This window comes from Rhizobium sp. BK212 (assembly GCF_014197475.1).
GTDB lineage: Bacteria > Pseudomonadota > Alphaproteobacteria > Rhizobiales > Rhizobiaceae > Rhizobium > Rhizobium anhuiense.
Genome location: NZ_JACIFS010000015.1, coordinates 76,506 through 100,078, shown reverse-complemented (window position 1 = coordinate 100,078; position 23,573 = coordinate 76,506). Strand labels below are relative to the sequence as shown.

Below are 23,573 nucleotides of genomic sequence, written 5' to 3'. Positions count from 1 at the left end.
CCGAGCGGCTGCGCATCACGCCGACCCCGCTGCATTCCGATGCCGATATCGCCCATCTGGTCGAGGCGCTGCATTCGCTCTGGTCGCGCTGTGCACTCGCAAGGCACGTCGCCTGATCTTTCGATGATCGTTCGGCCGTAACGCGGCGCCTCCATTGGAGGCGCTGATAACGGCCTGTTTTGGCGATCATCAGGCGCAGCAGCAGACCTGTCTTCGCAAGGACAGGGCGATCCGGCTCCATCGCATTTCCTCCAACCCTTACATCATCCGGCAATCCGGCCCCGCCGATGCGCGCCCGGTCTTGCTCGCGCCATCGCTATTATTCCGCCACTGCACTTGCTGACTGGATGCTCGGCGGGAATGAGAAAACCTTTTCTCACTTGACATGCGAGTTGGTAAAAGCTTTTCTCAGCTCACTTCAGAAGGAGGAAGGTCTGAACATATCGGGAGGAAAAAGAGGCAGGATCACCATCCACGAGGTGGCGGCGGCTGCCGCGGTGAGCATCTCGACGGCGTCGAAAGCGCTCAACGATACCGGCCGGATGGGATCGGAAACGCGCGAACGGGTGAAGCGGATCGCCGCCGAAATCGGTTACCGGCCGAATGCGCTGGCGAGAGGTCTTCTCAGCAAGCGCAGTTTCACCATCGGACTGCTGACGAACGATACCTACGGCCGTTTCACGCTGCCTGTCATGGCGGGTATTTCGGATGCGCTCGTCGATCACGGCGTTTCGGTCTTCCTGTGCGCCATCGAAGACGATCCGGCGCTGGCGCAGATCCATGTCGATGCGATGCTGGACAAACAGGTGGACGGCATCATCGCGACCGGAAAACGCCTGGATCGGCGCCTGCCCGTCGATCTGTCGAATTTGCATGTGCCTGTCGTCTACGCCTTCACGGAGGGGACGCAGAACAGCGTTACCTTCCGGTCGGACGACGAACAGGGTGCGCGGCTGGCGGTGGAATGGCTCGTGAAGATCGGGCGGCGGCGGATTGCGCATATCACCGGGCCGGAGGACTTCTTCTCGGTGCGGGAACGTGCCGGCGCTTATCACGAGGTGGCCGGTCACCGCGAACCGGTGCTCTACGGCGTCTGGTCGGAAAGCTGGGGCCATGAAGCGGTCGAACAGCTTTGGAAGAGACCGGGAGAAAAACCGGATGCGCTCTTCTGCGGCAATGACCAGATCGCCCGCGGTGCTGTGGATGCGTTGCGCGAGCGCGGCGTCAAGGTGCCCCAGGACGTCTCGGTCATCGGCTTCGACAATTGGGAGATTGTCGCGGCCCAGACGCGGCCGCCGCTGACGACGGTGGACATGGAATTGAAGGAGCTCGGGCGGCAGGCCGGATTGACGGTGCTGGCGCTCGCGGAAGGACGGCCGGTCGAGCCGGGCGTGAGGAAATTACCCTGCCGGCTGATCGTCCGGCAGTCATGCGGGAGCAAAGCTTCCACGGAATGAGAACAAGGGAATGAGCAAAGGCGCAGGGAGATGCGCCATATCGGGAGGAGTATCATGATCAAGCGTCTATTGGCGGCGACCAGCATCGCTACCTTATGTCTGGTGTCGGCCGCGTCGGCTGCCGAAAATGTCGAGATGTGGGTTCGCTCGGGGATCGGCGACGCCTTCAAGAAGGTCGTCGAAGCCTATAATTCCGGTCACGAGAACAAGGTCGTGATGACCGAGGTGCCGTTCTCCGAGCTCGTGCAGAAATATGCGACGGCGATCGCCGGCGGACAGGCGCCGGACGCCCTGTCGATGGACTTGATCTACAACCCTGCCTTTGCCGCGGCCGGTCAGCTGGAAGACCTGACGGACTGGGCGAAGTCGCTTCCCTATTTCAACTCGCTTTCGCCGTCGCATGTTCGCCTCGGCACCTATCAGGACCGGATCTACGGCTTGCCGCTTTCGGTCGAAACCTCCGTCTTCGCCTGGAACAAGGATCTCTATAAGAAGGCCGGGCTCGACCCGGAGAAGGCACCGGCGAATTGGGACGAAATCACCACCAATGCCGAGAAGATTCGGGCGCTGGGGGATGATACCTACGGCTTCTATTTCTCCGGCGGCGGCTGCGGCGGCTGCATGATCTTCACCTTCACGCCGCTGGTCTGGGGCGCCGGCGTCGATATCCTGTCGGCCGACAGCAAGACGGCGACGCTGGATACGCCTCAGATGCGCAAGGCGGTCGATATCTACCGCAACATGGTCAAGAAGGACCTCGTGCCGGCGGGTGCTGCCAGCGACAACGGCGCCAACTTCCTGACCTTCACCAACGGCAAGATCGGACAGCAAAGCCTCGGCGCCTTTGCCATCGGCACACTGGTGACCGAACACCCCGATATCAACTTCGGCGTGACCCTCATTCCTGGTGTCGACGGCAAGCCTTCGTCCTTTGCCGGCGGCGACAATTTCGTCATCACCAAGGGCACGAAGAAGATCGATTCGGTGAAGGAGTTCCTCGAATACGTCTATTCGATGGACGGCCAGAAGATCATGGCGAAATATGGCAGCCTGCCGACGCGCGGTGATATCGCCGACAAGGTGCTGGAGGGTCTCGACCCGCGCATGCAGGTTGGCCTCAAGGCGATTGCCGTCGCCAAGACGCCCTATACGCTGCAGTTCAACGATCTGATCAACAGCGCCAACGGGCCTTGGGCAAGCTTCACCAACGCCGCGATCTTCGGCGACGACGTCGACGGCGCGTTTTCGAGCGCCCAGTCGGAAATGCAATCGATCATCGATAGCGGCCAATAACTCTCCCTCGGCCGCGGCCGGGGAGCGGTGGCAGCTTCCCGGCCAATTTCAATTGACAGATGCGGAGCGTTTGATGACCGGTTTCGGTTCGGAGATCCTGTTGCCTCGACGCAGACGACGGCGCAAATCGAACTGGCGCGGCCTCGTCTACATCGCGCCTGCTATGGCGCTGGTCATCGTCTTCTTCATCATGCCGGTTCTCTTCACTGGATGGATGAGCCTTCACAACTGGCCGCTGATGGGGGCGTCGCGCTGGATCGGCTTCAACAATTACGTTCGCATGGCCAACGACAGCCGCTTCATGACGGCGCTGAATTTCACGGCCTATTATACGGTGATCGTCACTGTCGCGATCTTCGCGATCGCCTTTCCGCTGGCGATCTTCGTCGAAAAGGAACGGCAGTTCGTCAGCGCCTACCGCACGATCATCTTCCTGCCCGTCGTGGTCGGCCTTGCCACGGCCTCGCTGCTTTGGGTCTGGCTTGCCAATGTCGATAGCGGCTTCATCGGTCCCGCCTTGAAGGCGCTCGGTCTTCTGGAAAAGAGCCCCAATCTTCTCGCGACCTTCGACACCGCCTTTCTGACTGTTGTGGTGATGGTCGTCTGGAAGATCGCGGGCTTCACCATGATCATTCTTCTAACCGGGCTCCAGGCCATTCCGTCCGAGCTGACGGAGGCCGCCCGCATCGACGGCGCCGGCCGCTGGCAGCGGTTCAGGCATCTGACCTTGCCGCTGATGCGCAAGACGATCGCGCTGGCGCTGATCGTCTCCGTCACCGGTTCGATCCTCGCCTTCGACCAGTTCTACATCATGACCGCAGGCGGACCGCAGAACAAGATGATCTCGGTGGTCTACTACATCTTCAATCAGTCCTTCGTGTCGTTCAATCTCGGTTATGGCGCAGCACTCTCGATCGTGCTTCTCGCCATCCTGGTGGCGATCAGCATCGTGCAGCTCTGGCTGCTTCGCGTCGGGGAGGAGCGTCCATGATGACCTCAAAAGAGCGCCGCGCGCGCAAGGCGATCCGGACGAAATCGGCCTATCACCTGACCGGTATCGCCATATCGATCTTCTTTCTCGCCCCCTTCGTGATCACGCTCCTGTCTTCCTTCCGGCATGGCACGGAGGCCAGTCTGCCGCCCTTGCCGCCGTGGCCGACCTCCGGCGTCAGCATCGATTCCTATGCGCTGCTCGATACGTTCGGCGCCGGCATCTGGCGGCACATGATCAATTCGCTGTTCGTTTCGGTCGCCACCGTGGTGCTCACCGTCGCCGTCAGCCTGCTCGCCGGCTACGGCTTCTCGCGCTACCGGTTCCCAATGAAGAATGCGCTCTTCGTGTTGATCATCGCGACGCTGATGATCCCGTTCCAATCGATCCTGACGCCGCTCTTCATCATCCTCGCAAAGCTCGGCCTCAACAATTCGCTGCTTGGGCTGACGCTCGTCTATGTGACGCTGCAACTGCCATTCTCTGTCTTCATGATGCGCAACGCCTTCGACGCCGTGCCGAAGGAGATCGAAGAGGCGGCGCGCATCGACGGCGCGCGCGACCTCAGGCTCTTGGTCCGGGTTCTTCTGCCGCTGGTGCTTCCCGGTGTGGCGACGGTCGCGATCTTTGCTTTCCTCAACGCCTGGAACGAGTTTCTCGCGGCGCTCGTGCTGCTTTCCAGCAATGAGAAATACACCCTGCCGGTGCTAATGACGGCGGTTCGCGCCGGACGGCTCGGCGCCATCAACTGGGGAGCGGTCCAAGCCGGTGTCGTCGTCATGACGATCCCCTGCCTGATCGTCTTCCTGCTTTTGCAACGCTACTACATGCGCGGGCTGATGGCCGGCGCGGTGAAATGATTTGAGAGAAAGTGGAGCCATGACCAAAGCAAGCAACGATCGCCAGTTTCGTCCCGTCGCCGTTCCCGATGTCGAGCTCGGCGGCTTCTGGGGCAAATGGCAGGACGCCGTCTGCAATTCCACCGCCGAGACCCTGCTCGACCGCTGCGTCGAGGCCGGCATGCTCAAGGCGATCGATGTCAGCCAGCCGAGCCCCGGGGTCGTCATTCCCATTCAGCCTTGGGGCGGGACGACGCAGATGTTCTGGGATTCCGACCTCGGCAAGTCGATCGAGACCATCGCCTATTCGCTTTATCGCCGGCCGAACCCGAAGCTCGAGGCGCGCGCCGACGAAATCATCGACATGTATGAGAAACTGCAGGACGAGGACGGTTATCTGAACGCCTGGTTCCAGCGCGTCGAACCGAACCGCCGCTGGACCAATCTGCGCGACCATCATGAGCTCTATTGCGCCGGCCATCTCATGGAAGCCGCGGTCGCCTATTACCAGGCGACCGGCAAACGCAAGCTGCTCGACATCATGTGCCGCTATGCCGATTACATGATCAAGATTTTTGGCCACGGCGAAGGCCAGATATCAGGCTATTGCGGCCATGAGGAAGTCGAGCTGGCACTGATCAAGCTCGCCCGCGTGACCGGCGAGAAGAAATATCTCGACCTGTCGAAATATTTCATCGACGAACGCGGCACCGAGCCGCATTTCTTCACCGCCGAGGCAAGCCGGGACGGCCGCAATGTCTCCGAATACCACCAGAAGACCTATGAATATGCGCAGGCGCACCAGCCGGTGCGTGCGCAGACGAAGGTCGTCGGCCATGCGGTGCGCGCCATGTACCTCTATTCGGGCATGGCCGACATCGCCACCGAATACAAGGACGACAGCCTGACGGCGGCGCTGGAAACGCTCTGGGACGATCTGACGACCAAGCAGATGTACATTACCGGCGGCATCGGGCCGGCCGCCTCCAACGAAGGTTTCACCGACTATTACGACCTGCCCAATGCCACCGCCTATGCCGAGACCTGCGCCTCGGTCGGCCTGGTGTTCTGGGCGAGCCGCATGCTTGGCCGCGGTCCGGATCGGCGCTATGCCGATATCATGGAGCAGGCGCTTTACAATGGCGCGCTGCCCGGGCTTTCCACAGACGGCAAGACGTTCTTCTATGACAATCCGCTCGAAAGTGCCGGCAGGCATCACCGCTGGAAGTGGCACCATTGCCCCTGCTGCCCGCCCAACATCGCCCGGCTGGTGACCTCGATCGGCTCCTACATGTACGCCGTTGCCGACAACGAGATCGCCGTGCATCTCTATGGCGAGAGCACCGCGCGGCTGAAGCTTGCCAACGGCGCCAACGTGGAACTCGAGCAGGTGACCAACTATCCGTGGGAGGGCGCGGTCGCCTTTACCACCCGGCTGGAGAAGCCGGCGCGCTTCGCGCTGTCGCTGCGCATTCCGGACTGGGCGGAGGGCGCCACCCTCAGCGTCAACGGAACGATGCTCGATGTTAACGCCAATATGCAGGGCGGATATATCAGGATCGATCGTGAATGGGCCGACGGCGATCGTGTCGCCCTCTACCTGCCGCTTTCGCTTCGCCCGCAATATGCCAATCCGAAGGTGCGCCAGGATGCCGGCCGTGTCGCATTGATGCGCGGCCCGCTCGTCTATTGCGTCGAAACCACGGACAATGGTGAAGACCTCAACGCCATCGTCCTGCCCCGCGAGCTTCCGGCAGCCGAAACCGTGGTGCTGAGGGATCTCAACGATGCCGTCGCTCTCGATCTCAAGGTCGAGCGCGAGGAAACATCGAACTGGGGAACGCCGCTCTACCGCAAAGCGCCGGCCGAAAGGCAGGTCGCCACCGCGCGTTTCGTGCCCTATCATCTCTGGGACAATCGCGCGCCCGGAGAGATGCTCGTCTGGGTCCAGTCGGACAAATAGGCCGTTTGGGGATGACGAAGGATATGAGTAACAAGAGCGTCGTGCTCCAGGACGTGCGAAAAAGCTATGGCAGTCTGCAGGTGGTCCACGGCATCGACCTGACGATCGCAGAGGGCGAATTCGTCGTTTTCGTCGGCCCGTCCGGCTGCGGGAAATCGACGCTTCTTCGCATGATCGCCGGCCTGGAAGACGTGACCGACGGGGAGGTCGAGATCAAGGGACGCGTCGTCACCGATCTCGATCCATCCGAGCGCGGCATCGCCATGGTCTTCCAGTCCTACGCGCTCTATCCGCATATGAGCGTGCGCGACAACCTGGCCTTCGGCTTGAAGATGGCGCGCACGCAAGCCGCCGAGATAGAGACGCGCGTCAAGGCCGCGTCCGCGATCCTGAAGATCGACCATCTTCTCGACCGGCGCCCGGGACAACTTTCCGGCGGCCAGCGGCAACGCGTGGCGATCGGCCGGGCGATCGTGCGCAAGCCCGATGTGTTCCTGTTCGACGAGCCGCTGTCCAATCTCGATGCGGAATTGCGCGTTTCGATGCGCATCGAGATTGCTCGCCTCCACCGCGAACTCGGCAACACGATGATCTATGTCACGCACGACCAGACCGAGGCGATGACGCTCGCCGACAAGATCGTCGTGCTGCGCGATGGCCGTGTCGAACAGGCCGGGACGCCTCGGGAAATCTACGAAAATCCCTCGAATACCTTCGTCGCGGGCTTCATCGGCTCGCCTCGGATGAACCTTTTGAATGCCCGCTGGGGTGAGGGCGGTCTGGTCGACGTCGCCGGCCGGCGCATCGACAGCGGCTTGCCGCCGGCAGACAGGCCGGTCGGCGCCGCGGTAACGCTCGGCCTGCGGCCGGAGCATCTGAAGGTGGCATCCGACCTTTCGGGCAGCCTGACGGCCAGGGTCGATTTTTCGGAGTATCTCGGCGGAACGCAATATCTCTATTGCCAGCTTGCCGATGGCCAGTCGCTCACCGTCGAGCATCGGTCACCGGTCAGCATCGCGGCGGGTGAGCAGGTGAGCCTGCTGTTCGAACCGTCGGATTGCAGATTGTTCGACGAGGGCGGCAACCGGTTGCGGTAATGGCGGCCGCCAGGGTTAAGCGGGCGGCCTCTCGGCGAACGGCCCGTGGGCATTTCACACGGCGATCGCCGGTGTCATGAGCTCCGCCGCTCTCTGCCGGGCCTGCCTGTCGGCGGCGAAGACATCGTCCATGCCGGCAGCCGGCGGCAGGCCGGCGAGATCGTCCATGACCCTCTCGGTGATCTCGGCCATGGCAAGGAAGGGCAGCCGCCCCTCGATGAAGGCTTCGAGCGCCACTTCCTTGGCGCCGTTCAGCACCGCACCCTGAACGCCGCCGCGCGTCATCGCCAGGCGCGCGAGCCGCAGCGCGGGAAACCGCACCTCATCCGGCGCCTCGAAATCCAGCCTGGCGAGCTTGGCGAAATCCAGCCGCTCGATCGGCAGGTTCGGCCGGCGCGGAAAGGACAGGGCATAGCCGATGGCGGTGCGCATATCCGGTGCGCCGAGCTGCGCCAGCACCGACCCGTCCGTATAGCCGACCATGGAATGGATGATCGATTGCGGATGGAGGATGACTTCGATCTGTTCGGGCCTGAGACCGAAAAGGTGCCGGGCTTCGATCATCTCCAGCGCCTTGTTGAACATCGAGGCGCTGTCGATCGAGATCTTCAACCCCATCGACCAGTTCGGGTGGGCGCGCGCCGTTTCCACCGTCACATCGGCCATCTCCCGTAGCGAGGCAGTGCGGAAGGGGCCGCCCGACGCCGTCAGGATGACGCGCTCGACGGCGTGGCGCTGGTTTTCCTCCAGCACCTGGAAGATTGCGTTGTGCTCGCTATCGACGGGAAGCAGCCTGCCGCCGCCCTGGCGGACCGCCGCGATGAAGAGATCGCCCGCCGATACCAGGCATTCCTTGTTGGCAAGGGCGATATCGGCGCCGCGGCGCGCAGCCGCAAGCGTCGGTGCCAGGCCCGCGGTGCCGACGATTGCCGCCATCACCCAGTCGGCTTCGCGCTCAGCCGCTTCCATCAGGCCGGATTTCCCCGAGGCGACGGCGATGCCGCTGCCGGAAAGTTCGCTTTTCAGTGATTCGTAATGCCGGTCGTTTGCCGTTACCGCCAGCCGCGCGCCGGATGATTTCGCCTGCCGGGCCAGCAATTCTATATTGCCGTTGCCGGTCAGCACGGAGATTTCGAAATTCTCCCGTCCGCCCAGGTGCTCGACGACATTGAGTGTATTCTGGCCGATCGAACCCGTCGAACCGAAGATGCTGAGGCGCCGCGGCGCGCTTTTGCCGGTCATCATGTGAAATTTCGCGAAAATTTCTCTCGTAGGCTCAGGCTCTACTAGGGTTTGGAGGGGGCGGCAAGTGTGCGGTGCAGCAGATTTCAACCCTTAAGGGGTTTACAGAGCCGCAGGTAGATGTGATCCTTCTAACGTTACTGGCGGAATCGCGACTCCGCTGCGGCCGGTCACGGTCGCATGGCAATTCGGGGCGCTGCGGCGTCCATCGAAGAACTGGCACGCTTGCCGCCGGCCTTTTCGGCCAACATTAAATCGAGGATGAAACCGGGATGGACGGCTTGCCGTGATCCCCCATGGCGTTCGGCTGCGAGCGCTTCATGTCCGCTGTTGGGTCGGTTTCGGCACGGCGGCCCTGTGTCAGGTCAAAACGTTCTTAACTTCATGACGACATTCAAAATAGCATGCATTCTTTTCGCCATCCTGCTCTCGCTCACCGTTGCAGCGAGAGCTGATGATCTGGTGATCTGGTCGCCGGCCAAGCTTTCGGACCGGTCTTACAAGGCGACCTTGGGTTTTCGCCTGCCGGCGGAAGGGGAAACGAGCGCCGGCGCCGACATAGCCCTTGCCTCGACCAAAGGCGGGGCGCCGCTGCCCGATTCCGAACAGGCAATGCTCTGGGGCAGGATCGTAAAGACGGCCGTCACGCCAGCGGGCCAATCGCAGCAGGGCGCGAAGGTCAGCGTCGATACGCTGCGCGGCAGCGGTGCGCTGACGCTGAGCCGCTCGCGCAGCTGGATCCTGTCCGATTCGCTCGATATGCAATCGAGCCGGTCCATCAGCGTTCAATTTGATGCGGTCGATATCAGGCAGGCCTCGGTGACGGCATCGCAGGCGCTGAAACTGATCCATCCCTGGACGGGAACGTCGCTTTCGGCGGGCACAGGCGTCAGCAATGCCAGCGGCGACTTCTCGAGCACGGTGGCGGTCAACCAGGCCATCCTGCCGAACCTCAATCTCGATGCCTCGGTGAACAATCCGTTTTCGGGAGGTGAGACCGGCAGCATCAATCTCCGCTATCGCGTGCAGTGGTAGCGGCGCTGAAACCAACTCCGTCGAACGGCGTTTGCTAAGCAGGTTTCACGGAGGAATGGATCATGGTTTTCAAGGAGCAGACATTTCACGGGCTCGAGCCCGAGATGGAAGCGGAAATCGCCAATCGTGCATCTGTTGAGGCGGATGTCGCCAATGCGCTGGCGATTGCCGGCGGGATCGATGCGTCTGATGTCGAGGTGACGATGGAAAACGACCACATCGTGCTCACCGGCACTGTCGGCACGGTCGGCGAGATCGAACGGGCAACCGTGGTCGCCAAGGCGGTCGAGGGCGTGCATTCGGTGCAGAACCGAATCCTGCTTGGCGGCCCGCTTGGTGGATTGTCACTTGACGGCACGCATTAAACCGAAAGCTCGCTCCGGGGCCAAACATCCCGGACGAGGACTATCTCCACGTCGTCACCGGTAGGGCCGCGCTCAGCTGGTCAACCGGCGAAGCGTTCGACGAGGAAGGACGAGCCGGCCAGACGATCCGTCTTCTGCATGGCGCCCGACCCCTGCGGCTGGTAGGCGATGGCCAGCAGCACGGCGCTGACGGCGACATAGGCGATGGCCAAAAGAATCATCTTGATACGCATGATGAACACTCCCGTTTCGCAATAAACGCGGCTGATATTGCGAAAGTTCCTCATCTGCGAGATCGAGGCGAGATCAGATGAAAAGCCCGGCTGCGAAGATCAGCCGGGCTTTCCCGTAGGGATTTGCCTTATCGGCAGATTCGGGTTTCCTTGACGACCGTATGGCCGTGACGGCGGATTTTTTCCGTCTTGGTGAAGCAATCCTGGGAGACGTGGCGCGGCCTCATGTGATGGCGGTAATAGGGCCGTTCCGCATGACGGTAGGTGGGACGCGCGTCGTCCGTGGTGATGGTTACACTTGCCGCCTGGGACGGCATTGCGGAAAAGATAGATGCTGCGGCGAGCGTGCAGGCAAGGATAATCTGTTTCATGACAAGTCTCTCTTTCTGAGTTGGTCATTCTGGGTTGGTCAGGGCATCAACTCGCCGGAAGCGCCGTCGGTTCAATCACATAGCGTTACCGATTGTGTCGAAGGCAGAAACCTTTACGGCCGCGGATCGTTAGCGCAGGGGACAGCCGGAGGCATCGATCATGGGTCCGATTGCAAGAATCTTCGCTATTGTCGCCGGGCTTGCCGGCGGCACGGTGTTTTCGCAGGCGCCGGAATTTGCGCAGCAATACCGCCAGCGGATCGGCGGGGCGATCGACGAATTGCGCGTCATCGTCGAGGATTTCAATGCCCAGGCGGCCGAACACCATCTCGATCGCCAGCAAGCGCTGAACGCCTATGCGCAATCGTCCGATGATTTCCTGCGCGACCGCGGCGTCTCGATGCGCAGCACGATCACGCGCTACGAAACGCTGCTGTCGCAGCAGCTCCACCTCGGTACCGCCGCACCCGTCGCCAAGCCCTTCGTGCTGCTGGGCAATGCCGATGACGTCGTCTTCGCCAATACCTGGCGTCATTTCGTGCCCGGCGTGCCGGTCAGTTTTGCCGGGCTTGTCTGGGGCGCGATCGGTTTTATCGGTGGCTGGATCGTGGCGGCGCTGCTGGGATTAGGCGCGCGGCAGGCGGTGAGGACGCGGCGGGTCCATCGTGAGGTGCGGTAACCAACGACGGCGAAAGCGGCTTGGTGCGAGCTTGTCTCGAGGAGGAAATTAAGAATTTTGCGAGCGGGCTAGGCTTTGCGCTCGAATTCCCCCGCCAAATGTCGGCGGGGGGATCGTTGATATCGATCGAAACAGGCTCGTCCCGTTGCCTGCTTGATGATCGGGCCGGAGAGCCTTGTTACGCGGAAGCGGCCGCTTCCTTGGCGACGCCGCCGGACAGCAAGCGCCAGATACCGAACGCTACCGCGCCCATCGCCAGGAAGATCAAAAAGATCAGGAAGTTGTAATAGATCATTGCCGCCAGCGCGACGAGGGCAAGCCCAAGGGCAATGGCCGGGACAACGGGATAGCCCCATGCCTTGAACGGCCGGGCAAGCTCGGGCTCGGTCCGACGCAGTTTGAACAGCGATGCCATGGAGACCATGTACATGATGATCGCGCCGAACACCGACATCGTGACGATATTGGCAGTCAGCGGCAAGCCGCCGATCTGGATCAGGTTGTCGGAGAAGATCGCGGCAATGCCGACAACGCCGCCTGCGAGGATAGCAAGGTAGGGCGTGCGGAATTTCGGGTGAATCTTCGCGAGAACTTCCGGCAGGTAGCCTGCGCGACCCAGCGCAAAGATCTGCCTGGAATAGCCCATGATGATGCCATGGAACGATGCGATCAGGCCGAACAGGCCGATCCAGACGAGCATGTGCAGCCAGCCGGAGGATTCTCCGACGACAGCCTTCATCGCCTGCGGCAGCGGATCGTTGATGTTGGACAGCGTACGCCAGTCGCCAACACCTCCCGCGAAGATCATCGTGCCGAAAGCAAGGAATACGAGGGTGAGAATCCCTGCGATATAGGCGATCGGCACGGTGCGGGTGGGGTTCTTGGTTTCCTCGGCAGCCATGGCCGCGCCTTCGATCGCCAGGAAGAACCAGATGGCGAACGGAATGGCGGCAAAGATGCCTCCAATGGCACCGACCGAGAATTCAGGAGCGCCAGCCCAGCCATTGGCCGCAAAGTTGGCGACGGAGAAGCCGGGCAGAACGACGCCCATAAACACCAGGAGTTCGATAATGGCGAGGATGGTAATGAAGAGCTCGAATGTCGCGGCGATGGTGACGCCGACGATATTGAGCGCCATGAAGATGATATAGGCGCCGACGGCCGCCAGTTTCGGATCGAGCCCCGGGAACTGCACATTGAGATAGGCGCCGATCGCAAGCGCGATGGCCGGAGGGGCGAAGACGAATTCCACCAGTGTTGCAAAACCCGCAACGAAGCCGCCGAGCGGGCCGAAGGCCCTGAGCGCATAGGCAAACGGCCCACCGGCATGCGGAATAGCCGTCGTCAACTCCGTGAAGGAGAAAATGAAGGTGGTGTACATGACGGCGATCAGAATCGTGGTGATCAAGAAGCCGAGTGTACCGGCCGCCGCCCAGCCATAGCTCCAGCCGAAATATTCGCCGGAGATGACGAGGCCGACTGCAAGTCCCCATAAGTGCAGCCCGGTCAGGCTCTTGGCGAGCGTCGGTTGAGAATTTGACATGATTGTTCCCCTGTTTTGTAGATTGAACTTTATGCTTCTTGGTGTGGCAGCGCTTCTATGGCGCCTTCGGCATTTTCCTTGAGATCGACACCGGTCAGCTGCAGTCGCAGCGCCTCCCGGACGATCCAAACGATCTTGTCGGCCGCGACCTCGTAGCTGAGCCCGTCGGCATGAATATTGGAAATACAGTTGCGCTCGCTGTCGCGCCGTCCCGATTGCGGTCGGAAGGTGATGTAGGCGCCGAGGCTGTCAGGCACGCTTAGTCCCGGCCTCTCGCCGATCAGCACGATGGCAACTTCCGCGCCAAACGCCGCCGCTGCCTCATCGCCAAATGCCACCCGGGCCTGCTCGCCCAATATCACCGGGGCGACGCTGAAGGCCCCGAGACGCTTCATGCATGCGTTAAACAGCGGCACCGCGTGGTGCTCGACCGCCGAGGCCGAAAGTCCGTCGGCAATGATGAAGGCGATGTCATAACGATCGCCTGGGCTCGGGAGATCGGCTGCGTTGGTCTGACGGCCGAGATCCGGGCGCGCCAGATAGATCGTCCGGTCTTTGGCGCGAGACCGAATCCGGATCGTCGGCACGGGAGCAAGCTGCTTGGCAAGGGCGACAAAATCCACTTGCCCATGCACGGCATCCCGTGCCCGGGCATGGGCAAGCTGGAAGTCGAGAATTGCCGATGTCGGCAAGGCGTCGCCTGCTCTGCCAAGCCCAATGCGGGCGCGTGTGGCGTTGCGGAACCGTGCAAACGGATCTCGTTCGAAGGGAGTCATGCCGATGCCTTGTAGCTCAAGAGATTGCGGGAGAAGGCGCCCGAGGCGCTGGCAGGCGCAAGACGACCCGTGTGATCAAGCATGCCCATGCGATGAAGCCAGGCTTCGAACTCCGGAGCCGGCGGACGATTGAACTGGTGCCTGAGGCCGACAATATCGTGGTAGGAAAGGCTCTGATAATTGAGCATGACGTCGTCGGCGCCGGGCACCGCGATCAGAAAGCTGACACCCGCGACAGTCAGCAGCACCATCAGATTGTCCATATCGTCCTGGTCGGCTTCCGCATGGTTCGTGTAGCAAACGTCGACCCCCATCGGCACGCCAAGCAGTTTGCCGCAGAAATGGTCTTCGAGCCCGGCGCGGATAATTTGCTTGGCGTCGAAAAGGTATTCGGGGCCAATGAAGCCGACCACCGTATTGACGAGCAACGGATCGAGCTCACGTGCAACGGCATAGGCCCGCGCCTCCACCGTCTGTTCGTCGACACCATGATGGGCGTCGGCCGAGAGCGCGCTGCCCTGGCCGGTCTCCAGATACATGACATCGCTGCCGACCGTGCCGCGCTTCATGGAAAGTGCCGCCTGTTGGCCTTCCCTCAGGAGGGCGAGGTCGACGCCGAAACCCTTATTGGCGGCTTCCGAGCCGGCGATTGACTGGAACACCAGATCGAGCGGCGCTCCAGCCTCGATCGCCTTGATTGACGTGGTGACATGGGTCAACACGCAGGATTGGGTCGGGATATCGAACCGTTCGCGCAGCCGGTCGAAAAGAACCATCAATCTTGTGCAGGCCTCGAGATTGTCGGTAGCGGGGTTGATGCCGATCACCGCATCGCCGATCCCATAAAGAAGTCCGTCGAGCGTCGAGCCGGCGACACCTTCAGGGTCATCGGTGGGATGATTGGGCTGGAGACGGCTCGACAGTCGGCCGGGCAGACCGATCGTGGAACGAAAGGCCGTGACCACCCTGCATTTGCCGGCGACGGTGATCAGATCATGGTTGCGCATGATCTTGGAGACCGCCGCGACCATCTCGGGGGTGAGGCCCGGTGCAATGGCAAGCAGTCTTTCGGCGGTCGCGTCATAGGAGAGAAGCCAATCGCGAAACTCGCCGACCGTCATATGAGATATCGGCGCGAATGCCGTCCAATCATGGCGGTCGACGATCAGTCGGCTGACCTCGTCGATCTCGTATGGGATGACGAGATCCTCCAGGAAGGTTTTGAGAGGCATATCCGCAAGCAGATAGCGGGCGGCCACCCGCCGCTCGTTGCTTGACGCGGCGATCCCGGCCAGCACGTCACCTGATTTCAATGGCGAAGCGCAAGCCAATACCGATTTCAGATCCTGAAAGACATGGCGTTCGCGTCCTAGAACGATCGAATATGTTGTCATCTGCTCCGGGCCGTCGACCGGCCTATTCCAAATGCCCGAGAACTCATCCACCTTTCGGTTGTGGGAATTCACGGGCTTCCGCCGAGTATGCTCGGCACTACGCCAAACAACGCAAGAAGCGTGCCATTCTTTACGGGCTGGGATGCCGAGGCAGCCGTGCCAAGGACTTCGCATGGCTGACCATCAGGGCCGACGCTGCGCGCGGTTATCGCGGAGACTGTTTTGAATTTAGGACGGCTAATTCGCCAGCGTGGTTGTATCCACTTTGCGATAGCATGCTCCGATGTGCGCAGATTTGCGACCGGCTCAACACTGATTGCGAATATATTCGTTGATCGTCCTGATCCAGCGGTTCTAGCCGGAGTGTTTCTTCGATGGGGCAGTCTGTGCTGAGACGCGATCGTGCATTTTGAGCTGACTGACCGTAGATCGACGCCGATGTCGAAAAACTAGCCAGTTGAACGAATCCAATCGATCGCCAATTTCTGCATCCGAAGAGTTCGGTCGTGCGGTTTCAGCGCGACACTTGGCCTGGCTATTACCGATCAAAGGCCGGTTTCTCATGACATCATTATTGCGTTCTTGCATGTCCGCAGGAACGTGCGTTCTTTCAAGGGAGGTAAGCATCTGATTGACTGGTGATCCCGGCGCGATTCGAACGCGCGACCCCCAGATTAGGAATCTGGTGCTCTATCCTGCTGAGCTACGGGACCACTTGAGTGCCATGCATACAAAAGGCTTGGGGGGAAGCCAAGCCTTAATTGTTGCTAAGCGCCGAGGCGTTGTTCGGCGAGGCGGACCCAATAAGAGATGCCGTGGGCGATGGCTTCGTCGTTGAAGTCGTAGGCCGGGTTGTGGAGGCCGGCGCTGTCGCCATTGCCGATGAAGATGAAGGCGCCGGGGCGGGCGTTCAGCATATAGGAGAAATCCTCGCCGCCCATCATCGGATCGATCTCGGCGTTGACATTGCCTTCACCGGCGATGGCACTGGCGGTGGCGACCGCATGCTCGGTCTCGTCGGGATGATTGACAGTAACCGGATAATTGCGGTGGAAGCTGATGTCGGCCTCGGCGCCGTGGGCTGCGACCAGGCCCTCGACGATCTGCCGGAACCGTGTCTCGGCGAGTGTGCGCACCTCGGGGTCGAGGGTGCGGACCGTCCCGGCGAAGGTGGCATCGTTCGGAATGACGTTATGGGCAAAACCGGCGTTGAACTTGGTCACCGAGACGACCACCGAGCGCAGCGGATCGGCGCTGCGTGAGGCGATCATCTGCAGGTTGGCGACGATCTGGGCGCCGATGGCGATCGGGTCGATCGTCCGGTGCGGCTGGGCGGCGTGGCCGCCGCGGCCCTTGATGGTGACGGTGAATTCGTCGGTCGCCGCCATGATCGCGCCCTTGCGGATGGCGAACTGGCCGACGGGCAGGCCCGGCAGATTGTGCATGCCATAGACCTCTTCAATCGCGAAGCGCTCCATCATGCCGTCCTTGACCATCAGATTGCCGCCGCCGCCGCCTTCTTCGGCGGGCTGAAAGATGACGGCGACATTACCGTTGAAGTTGCGGGTCTCGGCCAGGTATTTCGCAGCGCCGAGCAGCATGGCGGTGTGGCCGTCATGGCCGCAGGCATGCATCTTGCCCGGCGTCTTCGAGGCCCAGGGTTTTCCGGTGATCTCGGTCAGCGGCAAGGCGTCCATGTCGGCGCGCAGGCCGACCGTGCGGCGGCCTTCACCCTTGCCCTTGATCAGGCCGACGACGCCGGTGCGGCCGATGCCGGTGACGATCTCGTCGACGCCGAATTCCTTGAGCTTTTCGGCGACGAAGGCGGCCGTGTTTTCCACCGCGAAGAGGAGTTCGGGCCGGGCGTGGATGTGGCGGCGCCATTCGGCGACTTCGTCCTGCAACTCCGCGGCTCTGTTCAAAATCGGCATATTCGCGTTCCTGTTATGAAATCCCGACAATCTTTCACCGCATCACAACGGTGTGAAGCTGGGGTGTGAGGCTTTTGGAAATTACTTAGTCAATGACCTTTGCCATGTCATAGCCATATAGGCTAAATAGGGGAAGGTTTCGAGATTTTCCTGATATCCGAAGGACGAACTGTGTCGACGAGCCACTTCCGTTTGTTTGCAGCGCTGCGACCGTTGAGCTTCATCGTCGCTGCGACAACTAGTTTTCTTGCCTTCGTTCCGCTTGCCCAGGCCAATCCGCATATTCTCGTCGACGTGCAGACCGGCCGTGTGCTCGAGCATGAAGAAGCCTTCCGCAAGTGGTATCCGGCCTCGCTGACCAAGCTGATGACCGTCTATACCGTGTTCGACGCGATCCGCGCCGGTCAGATCAGCCTCGATACGCCGATCGTCATGAGCAAGCGCGCCGCCGCGCAGCCGGCTGCCAAGATGTATTTCAAGCCGGGCCAGAAGCTGACGCTCGACAGCGCGCTGAAGATCCTGATGGTGAAATCGGCCAACGACATCGCCGTCGCGGTCGCGGAAGCCATCGGCGGCACGCAGGAAGGCTTCGTGACGCGGATGAACGGCGAGGCGCTGAAGCTCGGCATGACGGATTCGCATTTCGTCAATCCGAACGGCCTGCCCGGCAAGGGGCAATATACGACGGCGCGCGACCTCGCGGTGCTGACGGTGGCGTTGCGCCGCGATTTTCCGCAATATGCCGGTTATTTCTCGCTGGAGGGCTTCACAACCGGCCAGCAGAATGTGCCGAGCCTCAACATGCTGATCGGCCGCTTCGCCGGCGCCGATGGCATGAAGACCGGCTTCATCTGCGCCTCGGGCTTCAACCAGATCGGTTCGGCGACGCGCAACGGCCGCACTCTCGTCTCCGTCGTGCTCGGTACCGACAGTCTTGCGGCGCGCGCCGATGCGACGGCGAACCTTTTGCAGAAGGGATTCACCGCGCAGTTTCCCGGCAATGACACGCTGGGTTCGCTGCGGCCCTACGGCCCGGGACAGGATCAGGTGACCGACATCACAGCCGATATCTGCAGCGCCAAGGGCGCCAAGATCCGCAGCGAAACCCGCGACGAGGTCGGCCGGATGAGGGTGCAGTCGCCCTATATCCTGGAAATGGACCACGATCCGCGATTCGTCTTCGCCGGCCTCATTCCGGGCCAGGACCCGCAGCCGGCCGCGCAGCCGGAAAAGATGGCGCGGGGCGATACCGCAAGCGCGATCGCCAACGTGCCGGTGCCGATGCCGCGCCCGACATCCTTTTAAGCTTCAAGGTAAAATCACATGAGCGCGCTCAACGACAGGATTCCGGTCACCATCCTGACCGGCTTTCTCGGCGCCGGCAAATCGACGCTGCTCAACCGTATCCTCAAAGACCCGGTGATGAAGGATGCGGCCGTCATCATCAACGAATTCGGCGATGTCGGTATCGACCATCTCCTGGTCGAAAGCTCCGGCGATTCGATCATCGAACTGTCCGATGGCTGCCTGTGCTGCACCGTGCGCGGCGAGCTGGTGGATACGCTGGCGAACCTGATGGATGCCGTGCAGACGGGCCGCGTCAAGCCGGTGAAACGCGTCGTCATCGAGACGACGGGCCTTGCCGATCCCGCACCCGTCATGCAGGCGATCATGGGAAATCCGGTCATCGCTACAAATTTCGAACTCGATGGCGTCGTGACCGTCGTGGATGCCGTGAATGGCCCGCAGACGCTCGACAATCATGAGGAAGCGCGCAAGCAGGCAGCGGTCGCCGACCGGCTGATCGTCTCGAAAAAGGCGATGGCCGAGGCAACCGCCCAGCTGGAAAAGCGCCTGCGGGCGCTCAATCCTCGGGCGGCGATGATGGATGCCGACAGTGCCGAGGCGGGCAGTGCCGCAGTGCTGGTGAACGGGCTTTACGATCCGGCGACGAAGATCGCCGATGTCGGCCGCTGGCTGCAGGACGAGGATGCGCATGAGGCGCATGATGGCGATCACCATGGGCACCACCACCATCATCATCACGGGCATGCGGATCAGGACCCGCACGACGTCAATCGTCACGATGCCTCGATCCGCTCTTTCTCGATCATCGAGGAGAAGCCGATCGATCCGATGGCGCTCGACATGTTCATCGATCTCCTGCGTTCGGCCCATGGCGAGAAGCTTTTGAGGATGAAGGCGATCGTGTCGGTCTCCGACCGGCCGGATCGGCCGCTGGTGCTGCATGGGGTGCAGAGCATCTTCCATCCGCCGGTGCGGCTGCCTGCCTGGCCGGGAGAAGACCGGCGCACGCGCATGGTGCTGATCACCCGGGATCTGCCGGAAGCCTTCGTGAAGGACCTCTTCGACGCCTTCCTCGGCAAGCCGCGCATCGACATGCCCGACCGCGCGGCGCTGTCCGACAATCCGCTCGCTATCCCCGGCATGCGAATTTAGAGCATGTCGCGAAAAACTCGGCAGCGGTGTTGCGATAACGACGCGTTTTAGCGCTTGCGGATCAGGAAGCGATGGCCGCTTTCGGTCTTTTCCGTTTCGACCAGCTCGTGGCCTTCCTCATTGCAGAAATGCGGCATGTCGATCACAGCCAGCGGATCTGTCGTGTCGACGCGAATGAGTGCACCGCTTGCCATGGCGGCAAGCTTCTTGCGTGTCTTGATCACGGGGAATGGGCATTTCAGGCCGCGAAGATCGTAGAGAACGGGGTTCAAGCCGTTCAGTTCCTCGCCCAGAATTTCCAGAACGGCTTCTTTGCCGCGGCGTCTGCCGTTTCTTGCGGTTCGGGCGCGGTAAAGGCCAACGGATTCTGCATCGGCACCGGCACGACCGCCGGTGTGGCGGCAGCGACGGCCGTTTCCTGCGGCTGGGCGGAGATTGCCTGCGGCCCGGCAGGCGCTGCCGGCGTGGCGCCCGGCGCGCTCTTGGCGGCAAGGCCCTGCGCGGTGCGCTTGGCCATCAGGTCTTCGAGTTCGGCCACCTTGACCATGCGGCCGGCTTCCAGCGAGGTGCCGGTCGGGGCGTAAGCGAGTTCGCGGCCCTTACGCAGCTTGGCGACCACGGCCTTGCGCTCGGCTTCCGTGGGATCGTACCAGGCCATGCCGTCATATTTGCTCATCGCCTTGGCATAGTCGGCATCATAGGTCTTGCCGTAGGAGGCAAGGGCCGCCGTCAGCGCCGGCGGTGTCGACATAGCAGGGCACTTGCCGGCGGCATTGAAGGCGCTGCCGTCGGTTGCCTGCTGATTGAAGACGTATTTCTTCTCGCAGACGTTCACCTCAGGCGGGCGCTTGGTGACTTCGAAATTGTCGTAGCCGACCTTCAGCATCTTCCAGAAGTCGTAATTGCTGTCGAGGCGATGCTTGACCATGTTTTCCGCGGTCATGCGGAAGGGGAAGGCCTGCAGTTGCACCGTTGCCTGGCCGCCCTTGAAGGCGTCGCGGGCGAAGGCGTAGATCTCCAGCACCTGCTGGTCGGTCATCGAATAGCAGCCGGAGGACGAGCAGGCGCCGTGGATCATCAGATCGGAGCCGCTGCGGCCGTTCGCCGCGTCGTAGCGGTTCGGGAAGCCGGTGTTGATCGCCAGATAATATTTCGAATTGGGGTTCAGGTTGGCGCGCGTCAGCTCGTAGAAACCTTCCGGCGCCTGCCGGTCGCCGGTCTTTACCTTCGGGCCGAGACGGCCGGACCAGGCGCAGATCTTGTAATCGGCGACCTTGTCGAAACGGTTGTCGGTCTTCGCCTTCCAGATCTCCATGGCACCTTCTTCCTTGAAGATGCGGATCATGATCGGCGAATTGCGGTCCATGCCCTTGGCGGCCATGGCGGTGAGGATATGTGGGGGAAGCGGCTGCTCCACCTTGTTCTTGACCTTGGAAAGATCGACCTGCGCGGTTTCCAACGCGTCATTGCAGCCGGACAGAGCCAGCGCCATGAGGGAAATATAGGCAAAATGACGTATGCGCATCCAAACTAGCCCATAAAGATAGTGCGATCCGGTCCCGCCTATGGAGTCCGGGCATTGGAAGGAATCATAGGCGGCTTATACTTTATAAATCCCTACCAGCCTATGACTTGCCACGAACATCCCCGCAAGCGCGAAAGTTACAGATAACATCAATGTGGCCAAGATTTGGCCCCAATCGGTGAAGAGCCGAAGTTGAGTTAGAGATTGCGGCCCATGGCGAGGAATTTCTGGCGACGATCGTTGCGCAACTGCTCGCCGGAGCGCGACGCCATTTCGGCCAGAGCATTGGCGATCACATCGCCGGTCGCGGCAATGACGCTGTCGGGATCACGATGCGCGCCGCCGAGCGGCTCGGAAATGATGCCGTCGATGACGCCGAGCGATTTCAGGTCTTCGGCGGTGATCTTCATGTTGGTCGCCGCTTCCCGGGCGCGGGTGGAATCGCGCCAGAGGATCGAGGCGGCGCCTTCCGGCGAGATGACGCTGTAGATCGAATGCTCGAGCATATAGACGCGGTTGCCGGTGGCGATGGCAATCGCGCCGCCCGAGCCGCCTTCGCCGATGACGACGGAAACGAGCGGAACCTTGACGCCGAGGCACATTTCCGTCGAGCGGGCGATCGCCTCGGCCTGGCCGCGTTCTTCGGCGCCGACGCCGGGATAGGCGCCTGCCGTATCCACCAGCGAAATCACCGGCAGGCCGAAACGATCGGCCATTTCAAGGATGCGGATCGCCTTGCGGTAGCCTTCCGGACGGGGGCTGCCGAAATTGTGCTTGATGCGGCTCTTGGTGTCGTTGCCCTTTTCCTGGCCGATGACGGCGACCGGCTGGCCGCGGAAACGGGCAAGGCCCGCCTGGATCGCGGCATCTTCGGAAAACTTGCGGTCGCCGGCAAGCGGTGTGAATTCCTGGAACAGCGTCTTGGCATAATCGACGAAATGCGGGCGCTGCGGATGGCGGGCAACCTGTGTCTTCTGCCAGGCGTTGAGCTTGGAGTAGATTTCGACGATCGCCTCACGGACGCGAACCTCCAGCCTGCCGATTTCATCGGTGGTGTCGATGCTCTCGTCTTCCGTTGCGAGCTTCTTCAGCTCGATGATCTTGCCTTCGAGGTCGGAGATCGGCTTTTCGAAGTCGAGATAATTGTGCATGAGGTGCGTTTCCGTTCCTTGTGCCCGGGGCGTTTTCCTGGCTCCGCCCCATGTCGCCGGTCCTATTCGTGCTTTTTCGCCTGTTTGGCAAGGGGGTGATGCGTCTGGACGAGCTGCTGCAGCCTCTCTTCCAGGACATGTGTGTAGATCTGCGTAGTCGAAATGTCCGAATGGCCGAGCAGTTCCTGCACGACGCGCAGATCGGCGCCGTTGGCCAGCAGGTGGCTGGCAAAGGCGTGGCGCATGACATGCGGCGAGATCAGCGACGGCGTCAGGCCGGCGCGGATCGCCAGGTTCTTGAGGTCGCGGGCGAAAACCTGGCGCGGCAGGTATCCCTCCTTCGAGGCGGCGGGAAACAGCCAGGCGCTTTCCTGCGGCTCGTTTGCCGCGGCGTTTTCGGTCGCCAGCAGGCGCCCATAGGATTTCAAGGCTGTGATTGCCGATTGCGACAGTGGCACCAGCCGCTCCTTGTTGCCCTTGCCGCGGATCATCAGGAACCGGCCTTCCTGATCGAGCACGCGGGCAGGAAGCGAAACGAGTTCGCTGACGCGCATGCCGGTGGCATAGAGAAGCTCCAGCAGCGCCAGCATGCGCAGGCGCTGCAGCTGGCCCGGAGCCGGATCTTCCGCCTCGGTCTCAGCTTGGGAAAGCAGCCTGCCGACCTCCTCGACGCCCATCGTCTTAGGCAGCGGACGGCCTTTCTTCGGCGCGTCGAGAATGCCGGTGGGGTCGTCGGTCCTCAGGCCCTCGGCATAGAGGAACTTGTAGAATTGCCGCATGGCGGCAAGCCGGCGCGCCTGGGAAGAGGGTTTGAAGCCCTTTTGGGCGAGCGAGGAGAGATAGGCGGCGAGATCGGCGGAGGCGGCTTCGGTCAGCCGCACGCTGCGGCCGTTCAGGAAGGAGCTGACGTCATCGAGGTCGCGCTCATAGGATTGCAGCGTATTGGCGGCGGCACCCCGCTCGGCGCTCATCATCTCCAGGAAGGATTCCACGTGGACGCGGCCGAAATCCACCATGTCGGTCACTTCCTGGTCGTGTCGATGGCGCCCGTGGCGGGCGGATTGACCCGCTCGGACGGAATGCGGATCGTCACGTCGCGCTGCTGCGGCTCCACGAAGGTCACAAGCGCCAGCATCGCTCCGTAGACCGTCCCGGCGAGGATCGCGCAGACGAACAGGAAACGGAACAGGGTCGGCATCCGGCAACTCCTTCATGCTCTGCTTCTGTT

23 protein-coding genes and 1 tRNA gene are annotated in these 23,573 nt (G+C 61.6%); 11 read left to right on the top strand and 13 right to left on the bottom strand.

Annotated elements, in window-relative coordinates:
• The first annotated feature begins 479 nt into the window (after nt 1–479).
• The 6 genes from FHT79_RS31190 (at nt 480) to ugpC (ending at nt 7,640) form a co-directional block, all read left to right on the top strand.
• Nucleotides 480–1,457, top strand: coding sequence for a LacI family DNA-binding transcriptional regulator (locus tag FHT79_RS31190; protein WP_183904687.1), 978 nt, complete (start codon nt 480–482; stop codon nt 1,455–1,457).
• A 54-nt stretch (nt 1,458–1,511) separates the two neighbouring features.
• Entirely contained in the window at nt 1,512–2,750 is a 1,239-nt protein-coding gene (locus tag FHT79_RS31185; protein ID WP_183904684.1) for a sugar ABC transporter substrate-binding protein, read from the top strand.
• Between the two features lie 73 nt (nt 2,751–2,823).
• Nucleotides 2,824–3,741: a sugar ABC transporter permease gene (locus FHT79_RS31180; protein WP_028756465.1), complete on the top strand. Its 918-nt coding sequence runs from the start codon at nt 2,824–2,826 to the stop codon at nt 3,739–3,741.
• On the top strand, nt 3,738–4,601 hold the full coding sequence (locus FHT79_RS31175; RefSeq protein WP_183904683.1) for a carbohydrate ABC transporter permease: 864 nt from the start codon (nt 3,738–3,740) through the stop codon (nt 4,599–4,601). The genes FHT79_RS31180 and FHT79_RS31175 overlap by 4 nt, the downstream gene beginning before the upstream one ends.
• A 19-nt stretch (nt 4,602–4,620) precedes the next feature.
• Nucleotides 4,621–6,543: a glycoside hydrolase family 127 protein gene (locus FHT79_RS31170; protein WP_183904682.1), complete on the top strand. Its 1,923-nt coding sequence runs from the start codon at nt 4,621–4,623 to the stop codon at nt 6,541–6,543.
• Nucleotides 6,544–6,566: 23 nt separating this feature from the next.
• Nucleotides 6,567–7,640, top strand: a complete 1,074-nt coding sequence (ugpC, locus tag FHT79_RS31165) for a sn-glycerol-3-phosphate ABC transporter ATP-binding protein UgpC (RefSeq protein ID WP_183904681.1) — start codon at nt 6,567–6,569, stop codon at nt 7,638–7,640.
• A gap of 54 nt (nt 7,641–7,694) precedes the next feature.
• Here ugpC and dxr read toward each other — a convergent pair whose 3' ends face one another.
• A complete protein-coding gene (gene dxr, locus FHT79_RS31160) occupies nt 7,695–8,885 on the bottom strand; it encodes a 1-deoxy-D-xylulose-5-phosphate reductoisomerase (RefSeq protein ID WP_183904680.1) in 1,191 nt (396 codons plus the stop codon).
• Nucleotides 8,886–9,266: 381 nt separating this feature from the next.
• Between dxr and FHT79_RS31155 the strand changes: the two genes are divergently transcribed.
• Both FHT79_RS31155 and FHT79_RS31150 read left to right on the top strand, forming a co-directional pair.
• Nucleotides 9,267–9,917, top strand: a complete 651-nt coding sequence (locus tag FHT79_RS31155) for a hypothetical protein (protein ID WP_183904679.1) — start codon at nt 9,267–9,269, stop codon at nt 9,915–9,917.
• Between the two features lie 62 nt (nt 9,918–9,979).
• Nucleotides 9,980–10,282 (top strand): BON domain-containing protein, encoded by a 303-nt coding sequence (locus FHT79_RS31150; protein WP_028756459.1) that lies wholly within the window; start codon nt 9,980–9,982, stop codon nt 10,280–10,282.
• An 80-nt stretch (nt 10,283–10,362) separates the two neighbouring features.
• On the opposite strand, the gene FHT79_RS31145 is transcribed toward FHT79_RS31150, so the two are convergent.
• Together FHT79_RS31145 and FHT79_RS31140 are read right to left on the bottom strand one after the other, a co-directional pair.
• Nucleotides 10,363–10,515, bottom strand: coding sequence for a hypothetical protein (locus tag FHT79_RS31145; RefSeq protein ID WP_164736003.1), 153 nt, complete (start codon nt 10,513–10,515; stop codon nt 10,363–10,365).
• A 128-nt stretch (nt 10,516–10,643) separates the two neighbouring features.
• Nucleotides 10,644–10,886, bottom strand: a complete 243-nt coding sequence (locus FHT79_RS31140; protein ID WP_012759211.1) for a hypothetical protein — start codon at nt 10,884–10,886, stop codon at nt 10,644–10,646.
• 160 nt (nt 10,887–11,046) lie between these two features.
• Here FHT79_RS31140 and FHT79_RS31135 point away from each other — a divergent pair, with 160 nt between their 5' ends.
• Nucleotides 11,047–11,565, top strand: a complete 519-nt coding sequence (locus FHT79_RS31135) for a DUF2937 family protein (RefSeq protein WP_028756458.1) — start codon at nt 11,047–11,049, stop codon at nt 11,563–11,565.
• Nucleotides 11,566–11,743: 178 nt separating this feature from the next.
• On the opposite strand, the gene eat is transcribed toward FHT79_RS31135, so the two are convergent.
• The 5 genes from eat to FHT79_RS31110 form a co-directional block, all read right to left on the bottom strand.
• Nucleotides 11,744–13,108 (bottom strand): ethanolamine permease, encoded by a 1,365-nt coding sequence (gene eat, locus FHT79_RS31130; RefSeq protein ID WP_183904678.1) that lies wholly within the window; start codon nt 13,106–13,108, stop codon nt 11,744–11,746.
• Between the two features lie 29 nt (nt 13,109–13,137).
• The gene (gene eutC / locus FHT79_RS31125) at nt 13,138–13,884 is read right to left on the bottom strand and encodes an ethanolamine ammonia-lyase subunit EutC (RefSeq protein ID WP_028756456.1); all 747 of its coding nucleotides are present in this window, start codon (nt 13,882–13,884) and stop codon (nt 13,138–13,140) included.
• The gene (locus FHT79_RS31120) at nt 13,881–15,329 is read right to left on the bottom strand and encodes an ethanolamine ammonia-lyase subunit EutB (RefSeq protein WP_348649680.1); all 1,449 of its coding nucleotides are present in this window, start codon (nt 15,327–15,329) and stop codon (nt 13,881–13,883) included. The genes eutC and FHT79_RS31120 overlap by 4 nt, the downstream gene beginning before the upstream one ends.
• 585 nt (nt 15,330–15,914) lie before the next feature.
• Nucleotides 15,915–15,991, bottom strand: a tRNA-Arg gene (locus FHT79_RS31115).
• Nucleotides 15,992–16,045: 54 nt separating this feature from the next.
• Nucleotides 16,046–17,209 carry a M20 aminoacylase family protein gene (locus tag FHT79_RS31110; protein ID WP_028756454.1) on the bottom strand — a complete coding sequence of 388 codons (1,164 nt, stop codon included), beginning with the start codon at nt 17,207–17,209 and terminating at the stop codon, nt 16,046–16,048.
• Nucleotides 17,210–17,380: 171 nt separating this feature from the next.
• On the opposite strand from FHT79_RS31110, the gene FHT79_RS31105 reads away from it, so the two are divergent.
• The gene (locus FHT79_RS31105) at nt 17,381–18,514 is read left to right on the top strand and encodes a D-alanyl-D-alanine carboxypeptidase family protein (RefSeq protein WP_183904676.1); all 1,134 of its coding nucleotides are present in this window, start codon (nt 17,381–17,383) and stop codon (nt 18,512–18,514) included.
• Nucleotides 18,515–18,532: 18 nt separating this feature from the next.
• Nucleotides 18,533–19,669 (top strand): GTP-binding protein, encoded by a 1,137-nt coding sequence (locus tag FHT79_RS31100; protein WP_183904675.1) that lies wholly within the window; start codon nt 18,533–18,535, stop codon nt 19,667–19,669.
• A 47-nt stretch (nt 19,670–19,716) separates the two neighbouring features.
• On the opposite strand, the gene FHT79_RS31095 is transcribed toward FHT79_RS31100, so the two are convergent.
• The 5 genes from FHT79_RS31095 to FHT79_RS31075 form a co-directional block, all read right to left on the bottom strand.
• A complete protein-coding gene (locus FHT79_RS31095) occupies nt 19,717–19,941 on the bottom strand; it encodes a sulfurtransferase TusA family protein (RefSeq protein WP_028756451.1) in 225 nt (74 codons plus the stop codon).
• Between the two features lie 5 nt (nt 19,942–19,946).
• Complete coding sequence (locus FHT79_RS31090) at nt 19,947–21,194, bottom strand: murein L,D-transpeptidase family protein (RefSeq protein ID WP_097596288.1); 1,248 nt, start codon at nt 21,192–21,194, stop codon at nt 19,947–19,949.
• A gap of 197 nt (nt 21,195–21,391) precedes the next feature.
• Entirely contained in the window at nt 21,392–22,345 is a 954-nt protein-coding gene (locus FHT79_RS31085; RefSeq protein WP_028756449.1) for an acetyl-CoA carboxylase carboxyltransferase subunit alpha, read from the bottom strand.
• 62 nt (nt 22,346–22,407) lie between these two features.
• Nucleotides 22,408–23,361 (bottom strand): site-specific tyrosine recombinase XerD, encoded by a 954-nt coding sequence (gene xerD / locus FHT79_RS31080; RefSeq protein ID WP_127431854.1) that lies wholly within the window; start codon nt 23,359–23,361, stop codon nt 22,408–22,410.
• Between the two features lie 5 nt (nt 23,362–23,366).
• Nucleotides 23,367–23,543, bottom strand: a complete 177-nt coding sequence (locus FHT79_RS31075; RefSeq protein ID WP_012759201.1) for a hypothetical protein — start codon at nt 23,541–23,543, stop codon at nt 23,367–23,369.
• Between the last annotated feature and the right edge of the window lie 30 nt (nt 23,544–23,573).